General features: G+C 68.6%; 11 protein-coding genes and 1 pseudogene. 5 read left to right on the top strand and 7 right to left on the bottom strand.

All coding sequences use genetic code 11. The features are described from left to right. The first annotated feature begins 98 nt into the window (after nt 1-98). The 4 genes from ACFY1L_RS43650 (at nt 99) to ACFY1L_RS43635 (ending at nt 4,150) form a co-directional block, all read left to right on the top strand. Complete coding sequence (locus ACFY1L_RS43650; protein ID WP_388838163.1) at nt 99-665, top strand: SigE family RNA polymerase sigma factor; 567 nt, start codon at nt 99-101, stop codon at nt 663-665. After that, nucleotides 662-1,498 (top strand): hypothetical protein, encoded by an 837-nt coding sequence (locus tag ACFY1L_RS43645; protein ID WP_388838160.1) that lies wholly within the window; start codon nt 662-664, stop codon nt 1,496-1,498. Before ACFY1L_RS43650 ends, ACFY1L_RS43645 begins: the two co-directional genes overlap by 4 nt. Nucleotides 1,499-1,604: 106 nt before the next feature. Then, nucleotides 1,605-2,435 carry a pectate lyase gene (locus tag ACFY1L_RS43640; protein ID WP_388838157.1) on the top strand — a complete coding sequence of 277 codons (831 nt, stop codon included), beginning with the start codon at nt 1,605-1,607 and terminating at the stop codon, nt 2,433-2,435. 14 nt (nt 2,436-2,449) lie between these two features. Next, the gene (locus tag ACFY1L_RS43635; protein WP_388838154.1) at nt 2,450-4,150 is read left to right on the top strand and encodes a rhamnogalacturonan lyase B N-terminal domain-containing protein; all 1,701 of its coding nucleotides are present in this window, start codon (nt 2,450-2,452) and stop codon (nt 4,148-4,150) included. Nucleotides 4,151-4,245: 95 nt separating this feature from the next. Here ACFY1L_RS43635 and ACFY1L_RS43630 read toward each other — a convergent pair whose 3' ends face one another. Beyond that, nucleotides 4,246-5,400, bottom strand: a complete 1,155-nt coding sequence (locus ACFY1L_RS43630; protein ID WP_388838150.1) for a right-handed parallel beta-helix repeat-containing protein — start codon at nt 5,398-5,400, stop codon at nt 4,246-4,248. 199 nt (nt 5,401-5,599) lie between these two features. Between ACFY1L_RS43630 and ACFY1L_RS43625 the strand changes: the two are divergent. Next, nucleotides 5,600-7,807, top strand: a pseudogene (locus ACFY1L_RS43625) (family 43 glycosylhydrolase). On the opposite strand, the gene ACFY1L_RS43620 reads toward ACFY1L_RS43625, so the two are convergent. The 6 genes from ACFY1L_RS43620 to ACFY1L_RS43595 form a co-directional block, all read right to left on the bottom strand. Next, nucleotides 7,808-8,605 (bottom strand): HAD family acid phosphatase, encoded by a 798-nt coding sequence (locus ACFY1L_RS43620; protein WP_388838147.1) that lies wholly within the window; start codon nt 8,603-8,605, stop codon nt 7,808-7,810. 120 nt (nt 8,606-8,725) lie between these two features. Further along, nucleotides 8,726-9,838 carry a chondroitinase-B domain-containing protein gene (locus tag ACFY1L_RS43615; protein WP_388838144.1) on the bottom strand — a complete coding sequence of 371 codons (1,113 nt, stop codon included), beginning with the start codon at nt 9,836-9,838 and terminating at the stop codon, nt 8,726-8,728. 37 nt (nt 9,839-9,875) lie between these two features. Next, nucleotides 9,876-11,036 (bottom strand): dienelactone hydrolase family protein, encoded by a 1,161-nt coding sequence (locus ACFY1L_RS43610; protein ID WP_388838141.1) that lies wholly within the window; start codon nt 11,034-11,036, stop codon nt 9,876-9,878. Then, nucleotides 11,023-12,054 carry a pectinesterase family protein gene (locus tag ACFY1L_RS43605; RefSeq protein ID WP_388838138.1) on the bottom strand — a complete coding sequence of 344 codons (1,032 nt, stop codon included), beginning with the start codon at nt 12,052-12,054 and terminating at the stop codon, nt 11,023-11,025. The genes ACFY1L_RS43610 and ACFY1L_RS43605 overlap by 14 nt, the downstream gene beginning before the upstream one ends. Before the next feature lies 1 nt (nt 12,055). Then, a complete protein-coding gene (locus ACFY1L_RS43600) occupies nt 12,056-13,222 on the bottom strand; it encodes a pectinesterase family protein (protein ID WP_388838135.1) in 1,167 nt (388 codons plus the stop codon). Between the two features lie 77 nt (nt 13,223-13,299). Further along, on the bottom strand, nt 13,300-14,631 hold the full coding sequence (locus ACFY1L_RS43595) for a polysaccharide lyase family 1 protein (protein ID WP_388838132.1): 1,332 nt from the start codon (nt 14,629-14,631) through the stop codon (nt 13,300-13,302). Between the last annotated feature and the right edge of the window lie 15 nt (nt 14,632-14,646).

The following is a 14,646-nucleotide window of genomic DNA, read 5'->3' as shown; positions in this document are numbered from 1 at the left end:
AACCATGCGGTTGATCACTGCTACGCTTCCGGATCTCGTCCGGGCCTCCTCCGGATGATCACATGTCATCTACATGACACGCACAGAGAGGTTGGCCCGTGGGCACTGTCGTCGACGACGCAGCCTCCGTGGAGTTCCATGCCTTCTTCGAACGGCACTATGCCGAACTGTCGCGTTTCGCACACCTGTTGACCGGCGAGGCGGACGCCGCCGACGATCTGGCGGCGGACGCGCTGCTCGCCCTGTGGCACCGCTGGGACCGGGTGCGCGCCGCCGACCACCCGGCCGCCTACGCCCGCGGAGTCGTCGCCAACCTGGCCCGCACCCGCATCCGCAGCGCCGTACGCGAACGCCGGCGGATCTCGCTGTTCTGGTCACAGCGCGAGGAGAAGACCGAGAACCCGGACATAGCGGGCGTGGTCGACGTTCAGGAGGCGCTGCGCAGGCTGCCGTTCCGGAAACGGGCGTGTGTGGTGCTGCGGCACGCGTTCGACCTGTCGGAGAAGGACACCGCTCTCGCCCTGGGTGTTTCCGTGGGTACGGTTAAGTCCCAGACGTCCAAGGGGATGGCCGAACTGCAGAAGCAGCTCGGCTCCCAGGGCGTGGCGCAGAAGGTGCACGCGGCGATGGCGCGTGGCGGCGAGACCGGAGGAACGGACCGATGAGGCAGCAGGACGTGCACAACGAGCTGCGCGCCCGGCTGCACGAGGCGGCCGAGACGCACGAGCCGGACCGGGCGAGGATCCTGGCGCGGATCGAGCGGGGCATGGCCCAGCAGGACCGCGCCGACCACCGGGCGACGCGCCCGCCGGTGTGGGGCTGGGCCCGGGTCGTGAGTGCGACGGCGGCGGTGGCGGGCATGCTCGCGGTCGGCGGCTACGCGGTCGCGTCCGCGGTGAAGGACGACAAGCCCCAGCAGCAGACGGTCGCGGTCTCGCCGACGCCCACCCCGTCGCCGGACGCGACCAGCCGTGCGCCGGTGCCGCCGGTGGACACCACGCCGAGCACCCCGCCGAAGACGCAACGGCCGAGCAGCACCCCGTCGACGAAGCCCTCCGCCTCCGTGCTGCCGCCCGCCGACGGCGAGAAGGACGGCCCGCTGTGGTCGGACGGCTCGGTGGACCCGCACAGCAACGACTTCTGGGCGCAGAGCAACATCACGCTCAAGACGAGCGAGCAACTCACCGCCCTGACCGTGCAGTTGAAGGTCGCGCAGACCGGTGGAGTCGGCAACGCCGGTGCCTGGCGCTCGCTGCCGGAGCAGGACTTCGACCTCACGGTCGGCGAGCAGAACGGCTTCCTCGTCTACACCTGGACGCTCAAGGAGGGCCGTACGGTCGCCAAGGGCGAGTGGGTGTTCGCCGGGCAGTACAACCACCAGCGCGGCGGCCGGGACGCGAAGGACGACACGTACACCATCACGGCGACGGCGGACGGCCAACAGCGTGCGGTGGGCGGCGACTTCGCAGCTCACGCGGACGACGAGGGCGATTCGTAAGGCCCCCTGACGGCGGCTCGTGAAAAAAATCTGAAGACGCGGCAACCCTTTCCTCACCGGGGGCGACCAGGAAGCGCAAGGTTCCCCTCCCACGCAAGGAATGGGCATGACTGCACGAGCAGAACAGCGCGTCCGCCACCGTCGCCGGGTCACGAGGCGACGGGCGGTGATCGGCGGCGCCGCCGCACTCGGCATCACGGGTGCGGCGATCGTCACGACGACGCTGCTGTCCACCGCCGGCGCCGCCCCGGCCTGGCCGACCGCCACCGGCAGCAAGGCCGTCTCGTCCACGATCAAGGTGTCGGGCACCTACGACGGCAAGCTGAAGAAGTTCTACGGCTCGGGCGACCTGGGCACGGACGACCAGTCCGAGGATCAGGGCCCGATCTTCGAGCTGGCCGACGGCGCGACCCTGAAGAACGTGATCATCGGCACCCCGGCCGCGGACGGCGTCCACTGCAAGGGCTCGTGCACGCTGCAGAACGTGTGGTGGCTGGACGTCGGCGAGGACGCCGCCAGCTTCAAGGGCAAGTCGTCGTCGGCGACGTACAAGGTGATCGGCGGCGGTGCGAAGAACGCCGACGACAAGGTGCTGCAGTTCAACGGCGCCGGAAAGCTCACCGTGACCGGCTTCCAGGTGCGGAACTTCGGCAAGCTGGTGCGCAGTTGCGGCAACTGCAAGACGCAGTTCAAGCGGACGATCGTGCTCAGCGACATCGACGTGACGGCGCCGGGCAAGGCGATCGTGGGCGTCAACGCGAACTACGGCGACACCGCCACGCTGTCGAAGATCCGCATCCACGGCGACAGCAAGAAGAAGATCAAGACCTGTGTCCGCTTCAAGGGCAACCACACCGGCAAGGAGCCGACCGAGATCGGCACCGGCGCCGACGGAACCGCCTGCAAGTTCTCGTCATCTGACATCACGCACAACTGAGTGAACTTTCAACCATGACGGGAAAGCGATCCTTGAGCACGCACAGGAGACACCTCACGCGCCGACGTGTGCTCGGGGCCTCGGCGATCGGCGTCGCCGCCACCGGCGCCGCTGTCGCGGGCGGCACCGGCCTCCTCTCGTCGGCGTCCGCCGCGGGCTTCGGCTACCAGGACGACGGCAGGAACTACGTCGTCGACACCGGCGCCGCGCTCGTCTTCAAGGTCTCCAAGACGACCGGCGACATCACCTCCCTCGCCTACAAGGGCAAGGAGTACGAGGGCTACGGCGGCAAGCACTCGCACGTCGAGTCGGGGCTCGGCGCCTCCACTGTCACGATCAAGCAGTCCGGCTCGACGATCCTGATCAAGGTCGTGCACGGGGCGATCACCCAGTGGTACGCGGCCCGCAGCGGCCAGAACAACGTCTATCTGTGGACCAACAAGGCGGACGCGTCCTTCACGGCGACCCGCTACATCGTCCGCCTCAAGCCCGGAATGTTCCCCAACACGGGCTCGGACGCCTGGGACTCGACGACCGACAAGATCATCGAGGCGGGTGACGTCTGGAAGCGCCCGGACGGCACGACCCACTCCAAGCACTACTCGGGCAGGCGGACCATCGACTACGACTACGTCGGCTTCACGACGGGTTCGGTCGGTCTGTGGCTGGTCCGCTCCAACCACGAGAAGGCCTCCGGCGGCCCCTTCTACCGCTCACTGCTGCGGCACTCGAACGAGGGCGGGGCGGGTCTCTACGAGATCCTGCACTACAACGAGGCCCAGACGGAGGCCGAGCGCTTCGGCCTCCAGGGCCCGTACGTCATCGCCCTCACGGACGGCGGCGCACCTTCGACCTCGCTCTTCCAGGCGAACCTCGACACCTCGTGGGTGGACGGCCTCGGCATCACCGGCTGGGTCGGCAAGGCCGGCCGAGGCAAGGTGGCGGGCGTCGGCCTCAAGGGCATGGACGCCAAGTACGCCTACACGGTGGGCTTCGCCAACGCGGACGCGCAGTACTGGGCGAAGGCGGCGGCCGGCACGGGTGCGTTCTCCTGCAAGGGGATGCTCCCGGGGACGTACACACTGACCGTCTTCAAGAACGAACTCGCCGTCCACACCGAGTCGGTGAAGGTCACGGCGGGCGGTACGACGTCCCTGCACACCCTGAGCATCACCGGTGACCCGTCCGCCGCCGCGACGGTCTGGCGGCTCGGCGACTGGGACGGCACGCCCGGCGAGTTCAAGAACGCCAAGCTGATGACGTACGCGCATCCCTCCGACGGCCGCGCGGCCAAGTGGACCGGCAACGTCACCATCGGCAGCGGCAGCGAGGCCGCGTCCTTCCCGGCGTACGTCTGGAAGGACGTCAACGACGGCATCCTGGTCTACTTCAAGCTGACCAAGGCACAGGCGGCGGCCGCGCACACGCTGCGGGTCGGGGTGACCGACGCGTTCGCGGGCGGGCGGCCGCGGGTGACCGTCAACGATTGGGTTTCGGCCATCCCCTCGGCCATCACACAGCCCGAGACGCGCTCCCTCACCACGGGTTCGTACCGGGGGAACAACCACACGTTCGCTTTCAACGTCCCTAGTAGTGCGTGGAAGACGGACACCTCGCAGTACAACGTCCTGAAGATCAACATCGTGAGCGGTTCGGGCGGCACGGCGTTTCTCAGCGCCGGCACGTCGTTCGACTGCCTGGACCTGCTGACCTGAGCCCCCCTCGGTCAGCAGCCGCCGGTCAGAGCCCCCCTCGGCCGGCACGAAGAACGCCCCGCCAGTGACGACTGGCGGGGCGTTCATCTGCCCGGTCAGTTCATGGTCGAACCGATGGTCGTGGACCCCGTGGTGAGGAAGGTGGTCGCCGGCAGCGACCCGTCCGACTTCCGCGCCCCGTAGGCCGTCGTCGCGTCCGTCGACTTGAACGCCGGCGTCGACACCCCGCTGTCCCAGTTGTTCGCCGCGGAGACCGTCTTCGAACCCAGCTTGTCCAGACCGCCCTTGTTGCTCACGGCGAGGTTCCGCGCGAGTCGGGCCTTGCCCGTGGCGAAGTAGAAGCCGGTCTGCGCGTTGGCGTACGCGGTGTTGCGGTTCAGGACGATCGCCCCGGTGTTGGAGTTCTCGGTGAACCCGTTCAGCGTGTTGTCCCAGGCCGCGTTGTTGTTCACGACATGCGCGACCGCCACGCCCCCGCCGCCCAGCTTGAATCCATTGCCGTTCCCTTCGAACGCCGAGTCGCCCCAGCGGTTCTTGCCGTTGCCGAAGGCCCAGCTGTGCTCGATGGTGACCGGCGAGGAGAACTGCCAGAGGTCGAGGCCGTCGTCGGAGTTGTTGTAGAGGCGGGCGCCGCTGACCTTGTTGCCGGTCCCGGAGCCGAACTTGATGGCGATGCCGTCGGCGTTCTGACCGTGCCCGGAGGGGTCGTAGTTGCCGTAACTGTCCAGGTTCTGCACGAGGTTGTTGACCGTGTTGTCGCCGCGCAGCGTGAACCCGGAGTCGCCGTTGTCGGCCGTGACCAGGCTCTTGAAGACACCGCCCGTCGAGGAGGTGACGACGAAGCCCTGGGCCGGGGAGTTCTGGAAGGTGAGGTTCTGGACGGTCCAGTAGCTGCCGTAGATGCCGGTGAGCCAGGAGCCGGCGGGCAGCTTGGAGCCGTCGATCCTCACCTTCTCGCTGCCGTACGCCTGCAGCGTGATCCGGTTCGAACTGCTGCCGCTGGCCGTGGACTTGAGGGTGGCCGTCGGATAGTACGTGCCGGCGCGGACCTGGATCACGGTGCCCGCGGCGGCGCTCTTCACGGCCGACTCCAGCTGGGCCGTGGTGGAGACGGTGACCGTCGTCGTGGCGGCCTGGGCGCCGCCGCCCGAGAGGCCGAGGTAGACGCCGCCGGCCCCGGCGGAAACGGCCACCGCCGCGGCGATCGAGAGCGTGCGCGTCCTGCGGTGGCGTCCGGTGCTCAGTCGCACGGGGCGTTCCTTTCCTTGGGGAAGCTACGCAGACCAGTCGCCTCCGTGGCGGGAAAAGGTTGCCGCTCCCCTCGAAAACCCTCGAAATTTTCGCCGCCTCCCGTCCTGCTCCAACCGGTTGACGTGCTGTTTCCCACTCGCAACACTCCGAGGGCGCGCACCATCCAACAGAATCCCCCACACTTCTACAGGACTACTCATGCGCCCCAGAGCCGTGCTCGTCGTCTGCCTCGCCGTCCTCCTCGCTCTGTTCACCGCGCCACCCAGCACCGCCCGTGCCGCCCACTCAGGAGCCCCGCCCGTGAACCACCCCAAGTACGCCGGCTATCTCTTCGCCTACTTCACCGGCGAGGGCACCGCGGACGGCGAGCAGATCCGCTACGCCCTCAGCCGCGGCAACGACCCGCTGCACTGGCGCGAGCTGAACCAGGGCAGGCCGGTCCTGACGTCGACGATCGGCGAGAAGGGCCTGCGGGACCCGTTCGTGATCCGCTCCCCCAAGGGCGACAAGTTCTATCTCATCGCCACCGACCTCAGGATGTACAAGAACAGCAGCGGCAGCTGGGACCACGTCCAGCGGCACGGCAGCAAGTCGATCATGATCTGGGAGTCCACCGACCTGGTCCACTGGACCGACCGGCGCCTGGTGAAGGTGGCCCCCGACAACGCGGGCAACACCTGGGCGCCGGAGGCCTACTGGGACGACTCGCTCGGAGAGTACGTCGTCTTCTGGGCGTCGAAGCTGTACGCCGACGACGACCCCGACCACACGGGATCGACGTACAACAAGATGCTGTACGCGACGACGAAGGACTTCCGCACCTTCAGCGAGCCCAAGGTCTGGGACGACCCCGGCTACTCGGTGATCGACTCAACGGTCGTGAAGTACAAGGACACCTACTACCGCTACACCAAGGACGAGCGGAACCAGTCCTCCGACTCCCCCTGCTCGAAGTTCATCACCGGCGAGAAGTCGAAGACCCTCACGTCGACCACGTACGACTTCGTCTCCGACTGCATCGGCAGCGGCTCGATCGACCGCGGTGAGGGGCCCACGGTCTTCAAGTCCAACACCGAGAAGAAGTGGTACCTGTTCATCGACGAGTACGGCGAGCGCGGCTACGTCCCCTTCGAGACCACCGACCTCGACTCCGGCAAGTGGACGATGTCGAAGAACTACCAGCTGCCGGCAAGTCCGAGGCACGGCACGGTACTTCCGGTGACACAGGCCGAGTACGACCGGCTGCTGGCCGCGTATCCCGCCACCGCCACGTCGGTCGTGGACGCGACGGCCAAGGACCAGAAGGGGTACGCCGTCGTAACGGAGGCCGCGTCGAAGGTCGTCCTGCCGATGCAGCCGGGCGCCGACCTCACGGACCTCGCGCCGGAGTTCGCCGTGGGTGCGGGCGCGATCCTGAGTCCCAAGTCCGGTACGCGGCGCGACTTCCGCAAACCGCAGACGTACACCGTCACGGCGGCCGACGGCACGAGCCGCACCTGGAGCGTCGAGGCGGTGCCCACCCGCAGCCCGATCCTGCCCGGGCTCAACGCCGACCCGGACGTGCACTATCTGGACGGCCAGTACTGGATCTACCCGACGACGGACGGCAACCAGGGCTGGGGCAGCACGAGTTTCAAGGCGTACTCGTCGAGGGACCTGGTCCACTGGAAGGACCACGGGGTGATCCTCGACCTCGGCCCGGACGTCTCCTGGGCGGACAAGTACGCGTGGGCACCGGCGGTCGCCGAGCGGAACGGCAAGTACTACTTCTACTTCTGCGCCGAGCAGCAGATAGGAGTCGCGGTCGCCGACTCCCCGGCCGGCCCCTTCAAGGACGCGCTGGGCAAACCCCTTGTGGCGAAGGGCGGTTCGCTGAGCGGCCAGATGATCGACCCGGCGGTCTTCACGGACGACGACGGGACGTCGTATCTCTACTGGGGCAACGGCCACGGGTACGTGGTCCCGCTGAACGACGACATGACCTCGTACGACGCATCGAAGGTGAAGGACATCACCCCGGACAACTTCCGCGAGGGTTCCTTCGTGATCAAGCGCAAGGGGACCTACTACTTCATGTGGTCCGAGGACGACACCCGCAGCGAGAACTACCACGTCGCCTACGCGACCGGACCGTCCCCGCTCGGCCCGTGGACCAAGCGGGGGACGATCCTGTCCAAGCGTCCCGAGTACGGAATCCTCGGCACCGGCCACCACTCCGTGGTGAACGTCCCCGGCACCGACGACTGGTACATCGTCTACCACCGGTTCGCCCTGAACGGGCCGGGGAGGCCCGGCGGCGACGGCATGCACCGGTAGACGACCGTCGACCGGCTGTGGTTCGCCGCGGACGGTACCCTTCAGCCGGTCGTACCGACCCTGGAGTCGGTCAGGCCGGTCGGGAAGTGATCAGCTGACGAAGTACGTCGGGTTCGGCAGCTTGTAGGTGCGGTCGGCGTAACCGCCGTCCAGGTCCGAGTACTGGTCGCCGAAGTTGGCGACGACCTCGTACCCCAGGTCGTCCTCGATGTGCTTGCGCGTGCCGGACTTGTACTGCACGGTCGTGCAGGTCCAGGTGCCCGGGGTGGCACACGAGCTCAGGTAGGCCGGCGGGTTGGCCTTGTCCTTGAGGAACATGTGGTCGGCGTCGAGGTTCACATCGGCGCCGATCTTCTTCAGGTTGGCAACGGCGGCGGTGCGCTGCGCCTCGCTGAGACCGGAGTTGTAGAAGACCTCGACGCCCTTGGACTCGGCGTACTGGACCAGCTCGGCGCTGCCGAAGACGCCGGGGCGGTCGGCCTTGTTCACGTAGTCGGCCCAAGTGGTGGCGTTGTACGTGTAGTTGTAGCGCTTCTCGTAGTCGAGGCTGAGCAGCAGCGTGTCGTCGATGTCGAAGACGACCGCGGCCTTCTCGCCCCGGTGGTGCGCCTTGCGGGCGGCCTGGTCTATGTACTTGCGGGCGGCCGAGTCGATCCGCGCCAGGTCCTTGGCGTACGGGCTGTCCGGGGACGCCTGGTACACGCCGTTGGCGTCGGCCGTGGTGCCGTAGTAGGTGTCGATGTCCTTCACCAGGAGCCCGATGTTGTACGGCTCGTGGGTGGAGTTGGCCGTGGACTGTCCGGCCGTGGCGGCACCGGCGCCGTAGAGAGCGGCACCGGTGACGGCACACGCTGCGGCGATCGCCGCGATACGCAGTGGCTTATGCATGACAGGTTTCTACGCGCGTCACCCCTGCGGGCGCGAGACCCGTTGCCCGATCGATACCTCAATCACAGGCAAAAAACGGGTCAAGCGCCCTGGACGGGGTGATTCCGGTTCTGTTCCGGATCAGTCCATCGTCGCCCCGATGGTCGTGCTCCCCGTGGTCAGGAACGTCGTCGCGGGCAGCGTGCCGCTCGAGCTGCGGGCGTTGTACGTGCTGCTCGCGTCCGTCGACTTGAAGGCGGGTGTGCTTATGCCGCTGTCCCAGTTGTTGCCGGCCGAGACGACCGAGGAGCCCTTGCTGACCGAGCCGCTGCCGTTGCTGACGGCGAGGTTCTTGCCGAGCCTGGCGGAGCTGGTGGCGAAGTAGTAGCCCCACTTGCTGTTGGCGTAGGCGGTGGTGCGGTTGATGACGATCGAGCCGGTGTTGGAGTTCTCGGTGAAGCCGTTGCCGGCGTTGCCCCAGGCGGCGGAGTTGTTGATGACGTGGGCGACGGTCACGCCGTTGCCGCCCAGCTTGTAGCCGTTGCCGTTGCCCTCGAAGGCGGAGTCGCCCCAGCGGTTGACGCCGTTGCCGAAGGACCAGGTGTGCTCGATGGTGACCGGTGACGAGAACGACCAGAGGTCGATGCCGTCGTCCGAGTTGTTGTAGAGGCGCGCTCCGGTGACGAGGTTGCCGGTGCCGGAGCCGAACTTGATGGCGACCCCGTCGGCGTTCTGGCCGTGGGTGGCGGCGTCGTAGTTGCCGTAACTGTCCAGGTTCTTCACGGTGTTGTTCACCGTGCCGTCCCCGGTGAGCGTGAAGCCGGAGTCGCCGCCGTTGATGGTCTTGACGTTGTTCCAGTTGGTGCCGGTGCAGGACTGGCAGACGACCGCGCTGTCCGGGGAGTTCTGGAAGGTGATGTTGGAGACGTTCCAGTAGTCGGCGGTCAGCTTGAAGATCCAGGAGCCGGACGGCAGCGAGGACCCGTCGATCTTCACCGTCTCCGAGCCGTACGCGGTGAGCGTGACCGGGGACGAGGACGTGCCGTTGGCCGTCGACTGGAGCGTGGCCGTCGGGTAGTAGGTGCCGCCGCGGACCTGGATGACGGTGCCGGCGGTGGCGTTCTTGATGGCGTTGGAGAGGTCGGTCGAGTTGCTGACCACCACCGTCGCGGCCTGCGCCTGGGTGGGGAGGACGGCGAGTCCGGCGCCCAGGGACAGGGCGGCGAGAGCGGTAAGAGCGGTACGACGAGACATGGAGTGCGGTCCTTTCTCGTGCGGGTGGGGGGACGGTTCACAGGACGGTTTCGAGCCAGGCGAAGACCTCGTCCTGCATCGGCTGCGTGAAGACATGGCCGAGCCCCGGCCAGGTCTCGGTACGAAGCCGCTCCCCGGCGCGGCGGGAACTCCAGACGGCGCGCATCTTGGCGTACGCGGCCCGGACGCCTTCGGCGGTGAACAGGGCGTCCTGCTCGCCGTCGAGGAAGTACATCGGCTTGGGGGCGCCGATGCTCGCCACGTCGGGGATGTCGAGGTGCCGGGCGAGCCCGGGGTGGAGCATGTAGTACGACGACTGCCCGCGCAGCGTGTTGTTGCCGGGCACCATCATTTCCTTCAGGCCGGTCATCCAGCAGACGGAGGCCGTGGCCGCGATGTCGTCGGTGAGCGCGGCCGTCTGCCAGGCGCGGTACGCGCCCATGGAGAAGCCGACGGCCGCGACCCGGCGCGCGTCCACCCGGTCGAGGCCGGCCAGGAATCCGGCGGCGCGGGCGTCCTCGCGGGCCATGAGTCCGGCGAGCGAGGAGCCGAGGTTGTAGAAGTTGGAGGCCAGGGCCTGCTGCTGGTCGTAGGCGACCGGGCCGCGGTCGCCCCAGCCGAGCGCGTCCGCGCACAGCACGACGTATCCGCGCCGGGCCAGCTCGTCGCCGACGAACCGTCCGCTGAAGTACCTGTCCGCCCAGGCCTGCGCGGAGGCGAGCCGTGTGTCGTCGTACCAGGGCCGGACGAGTTTCTCCTTCCCGATGTCGAACTTGGCTCCGTGGTCGTGGAGGAGCAGTACGGCGGGGAAGGGTCCGCTTCCGTGCGGGGTGAGCAGGGCGGCGCGGACGCGGTCGTGGCGGGTGAGGGAGAGGGTGACCAACTCCCTTGTGCAGCCGTCGCCTTGGGGGCCGTCGGTGAACTCCGGTGCGTACGGCGTCCCGTCCTGCCGGTCGACGAGAAGGTGCTCCTCGACCTTGGCGCGGGCGGCCCGGCGCCAGGCCCGGAAGTCGCGGATGGCTGAAGTCCCCCAGGCGAGGGGGAAGTTCAGCTCGTCCTTGAGGGCCTGGTGGAAGTCGGGCAGCGGCCCGTCGACCACCGCCGCCTCCGCGTCGCCCGCGGCCACTCCCCCGGCCATCAGCGCGGCCCCTGCTCCCGCCACGAACGCCCGCCGCCCGACCGGATCACGGACGCCCATAGGGCCTCCAGTCCCCGAGGTACGTGCGCGGGGTGTGCCCGGCCGCCTCCTCGACGGTCAGCTGCGGCCGGTTCTCCGGAACCGAAATCACCGCGCCCGGACCGGAGTTGGCGTACTCGTGGAAGCGCATGGTCTGCCAGGGGTAGGCGTCCCGCATGTTGGTGTACGGCGCCACCGGGTCGATCCCGGAGCCGATCCAGGAGTCCCGCACGACCAGCGACGGCCAGGCGGTCGTCTCGTACGACGGCACCCAGGGCCGCGCCAGCTTGTACGCGCCGTCCTCCGCGCCCGAGGTGATCCGGGAGCGGACGGCGAGGATGCCGTGCGGGTTGGTGCGGGCGGTGGAGGGGGCGAAGACCATGCCCTTGGGAGTGAAGGTCACGTCCCGTTGGAGGGTGTGGAAGTGGCAGTCCTCGAAGACGGCCGTGGCCCGCCCGAAGACGAAGTCGACGTCGCCCTCGATGTAGCAGTGCCGGAAGTACTGCCGGTCGAAGAGGTCCAGCGCGGTCGTGTCGACGAAGAGGGTGTCCTGGTGGGCCAGCAGCCGGACGTTCTCGAAGCGGGTGCGGTCGCCGTAGGTGTAGGCGGCCACGGCCTGGGTGCCGGTGATGTCGGGGTGGTCGGCGCGCAGCCAGTCGTTGGCGAGCGTCAGATCACGGACGGTCAGCCCGGCCGCCGCCGAGGTGAAGGTCGCCGAGCCCGCCGTGCCGTACGTCGTGCCGTCGGGCTTCTTGGTGCCGTTGGCGTTGTCGTAGACGATGACGGCGGCGCGCGGGTCGCGGGTGGCGCCGCGGATCGTCAACTCGCCCTTCTCGGCGGGGACGTTGACGACCTCGCGATACGTCCCCGGGTGCACGACGATCGTCCAGCCGGGTCCGTCCACCGTGTCCACGGCCGCCTGGACGGAGTCGCCGGGGCGGACGTGCAGGACGCGGCGGGCGCCGGCGAATGCGGGAGCGGCACCGGCGGCGATCAGGCCGCCGACCGCGCTCGTGAGGAGAGTGCGCCGGGACAGCATGTCAGCAGTCCTCCTTCCACGACGTCCAGTCGCCGAGGTAGGCCTCGCGGGTCGCCGACTCGGCCTGGGCGGCGGTGAGTTGGGGCCGGTTCTCGGGGACGGTGACAGCGGCGCCGGGGCCGGTGTTGCGGTACTCGGCGAACCGCTGGTTCTGCCAGGGGAAGGAGTCCGACATGTTGGCGTAGGGCGCGACCGCGTCGATGCCGGGGCCCAGCCAGGTGTCCCGTACGGTCAGCGACGGCCGGGCCGTGGTGTCGGAGCTGGGCACCCAGGGGCGGGCCAGCTTGTAGTAGGCGTCCGGGGCCTCGCTGCTGACCCGGCTTCTGGTCACCAGATAGCCGAGCGGGTTGGCGCCCGCCGTCGAGGGCGCGAAGACGAAGCCGTACGGCGCCGCCGGCAGGTCGGTCCGGTTCAGCGTACGGAAGTGGCACTGGTCGAAGACGGCGGTCGCCCGCCCGAAGACGAAGTCGACGTCACCCTCGACGTAGCAGTGGGAGAAGTACTGCCGGGCGAAGACGGTCAGCGCGAAGGAGTCGGCGTAGAGGGTGTCCTGGTGACCCAGGAACCGGCAGTGGTGGAAGGCCGAACGGTCGCCCTGCACCTTGATGGCGACGGCCTGGGTGCCGGACACGCCGGGGTGATCGGCGCGCAGCCAGTCGTTGGCAAAGGTGATCCAGCGGGCCGTGAACCCGTCGGCGCGGACGAGGGTGGTGGCCGAGCCGGAGGTGCCGTAGGTGCCCGAGCCGTCGGGCTTCTGGGTGCCGGCCGCGTTGTCGTGGACGATGACGACGTCGCGGGGGTTCTCGCTCGCGCCGATCAGGGTCAACTCCGAGGCGGCTTCGGTGCGTTGGCCGGTGGCCGGGTCGACGACACCGATGGCCACGGTCTCGCGGTAGACGCCGGGGGCGAGAACCAGAGTGTGTCCGGCGGAGGTTGCGGCGTCGACGGCGGCCTGGACGGTGGTGAAGTCACCGCGCCCGCCCTGGTCGACGTAGAGCGTCTTGGGGGTCGGACGGGCGGCCGGGGAACCGTACCGGCCGAACGGGCGGGGTGCGCCGGCGGCCCGTGCGGGGACGGACGCGAGGGCGAGCGCGGCGCCCGCCCCGGCGCTCGCGAGCAGGAATCCCCTTCTGGACAGGGGCAGTTGACGGTGGTGGGGCGAGGGCATGCGGGTGCTCCTTCGCAGTGCGGCTCATGAGGGGCGAGGGCCGGGGCCTCCGGGCCCCGGCCACTCGGGGGTGGCGGTCAGCCCAGGTGTCCGGCGCCCGCGCAGTGGTCGACGATCCCGGGGACGGCCTTCGCCGGATCGACCTTCGTGCGCAGGGTCGGCGTCCAGCCGGCGCCCGACTGGAGGATCTCGCCGGGCACTTCGGCGTTGTGCACGGCGATCAGGTCGGTGAGGGCCCCGTTCACGTAGTTGTCGGCGGCGGTGAGCGGCGCCTCCTTCCACTTCTTGAGGATCTTCCCGGCACCGACCCCGTCCGGCAGCGTGAACGCGTTGTGCTCGGCGACGAGTTGGGACTCCATGCCGATGCCGTAGCTGTAGGAGAAGCCGTCGCCCGCCACGAAGTGGTTGTTGTAGGAGTCGACCTGCCCGAAGCGGACACGTGGCGCCCGCTCGACCAGGTTCGAGAACAGGTTGTGATGGAAGGTGACCTTCAGATGGCCCCTGTCCACCGCGGCCGTGGCGGCGCTGTCGCTGTTGCCGATCAGGATCGTCTTGTCGTGGTCCTCGAAGACGTTCCAGGAGGCCGTCACGTAGTCGGCGCCCTTGACGATGTCCAGCTCACCGTCGTGCTGCTCGTAGATCCGACCGAAGTAGTAGGGCAGCGTGCTGTCCGGGTGGTCGCCGTCGGTGAACGTGTCGTGGTCCATCCACACATGCGTGGAGCCGTAGACCACCGCGCTGTCGTACTCGGAGTTCCAGTTGCCGTCGGCCGTGTCGGTCGGGTCCCACTGCGGGAAGCAGTCGAGGGGGCTCTCGAAGCCCAGGTTGCGGACGATGACGTTGTCGACGGCCTTGATCTGCAGGCTGGCGCCCTTGAAGCCGGCGTTCCTGCCGATGCCGACGATGGTGGTGTTGGCGGGCACGGCGGCCTTGATGTAGGCGTCCTGCTTGGCGGCGGAGGCACGGCGCAGGCCTTCGGGAGAGTCGTCGGGCTCACTGTCCAGGTTCTTGTCGTGGCCCCAGACGGCGGGATCGTACGTCTTCAGATAGGCGTCGAAGTCGTACCCGGGCACCGCAAACGAGTCGCAGCTGGGCCCGTCGGCGTCGATGACGCCCTTCACCTTGATGATCTTCGGCGCACTGCCGCCGTCGGCGAGGGCGGCCTTGAACCCGGCCCAGTCGGTGACGGTGTAGACGTGCGCGGCGTCGGCGGCCGAGCCTCCGGTGGTACCGGTGCCGTACGCCCCCCAGCCGTCACCGGCCCCGAGCGTCTGCCGCGCCAGATCCCCGGCCTGGGACCGGGCCTGAGGCTGGGGCTGTGCGGAGGACGTCCCCGTGACGCCGAGCACGAGGGCGGTGCAACCCACGACGGACGCTATGACGCGTCCATGACATTTCTGTGTACGCACTGTGCGGCTCTCCTT

Origin of the sequence: Streptomyces sp. NPDC001663 (genome assembly GCF_042893105.1) — a bacterium.
Taxonomy (GTDB): domain Bacteria; phylum Actinomycetota; class Actinomycetes; order Streptomycetales; family Streptomycetaceae; genus Streptomyces.
Note: the sequence above shows the minus strand (reverse complement) of the source record. Positions and strands in the feature narration are given on the sequence as shown.

What these genes read in the sequence shown, in the direction of transcription:
- ACFY1L_RS43640 (WP_388838157.1), top strand. Translation starts at nt 1,605, where the DNA reads ATGACTGCACGAGCAGAACAGCGCGTCCGCCACCGTCGCCGGGTCACG.
- ACFY1L_RS43635 (WP_388838154.1), top strand. Translation starts at nt 2,450, where the DNA reads ATGACGGGAAAGCGATCCTTGAGCACGCACAGGAGACACCTCACGCGC.
- ACFY1L_RS43605 (WP_388838138.1), bottom strand. Translation starts at nt 12,054, where the DNA reads ATGCTGTCCCGGCGCACTCTCCTCACGAGCGCGGTCGGCGGCCTGATC.
- ACFY1L_RS43645 (WP_388838160.1), top strand. Translation starts at nt 662, where the DNA reads ATGAGGCAGCAGGACGTGCACAACGAGCTGCGCGCCCGGCTGCACGAG.
- ACFY1L_RS43620 (WP_388838147.1), bottom strand. Translation starts at nt 8,605, where the DNA reads ATGCATAAGCCACTGCGTATCGCGGCGATCGCCGCAGCGTGTGCCGTC.
- ACFY1L_RS43615 (WP_388838144.1), bottom strand. Translation starts at nt 9,838, where the DNA reads ATGTCTCGTCGTACCGCTCTTACCGCTCTCGCCGCCCTGTCCCTGGGC.
- ACFY1L_RS43610 (WP_388838141.1), bottom strand. Translation starts at nt 11,036, where the DNA reads ATGGGCGTCCGTGATCCGGTCGGGCGGCGGGCGTTCGTGGCGGGAGCA.
- ACFY1L_RS43600 (WP_388838135.1), bottom strand. Translation starts at nt 13,222, where the DNA reads ATGCCCTCGCCCCACCACCGTCAACTGCCCCTGTCCAGAAGGGGATTC.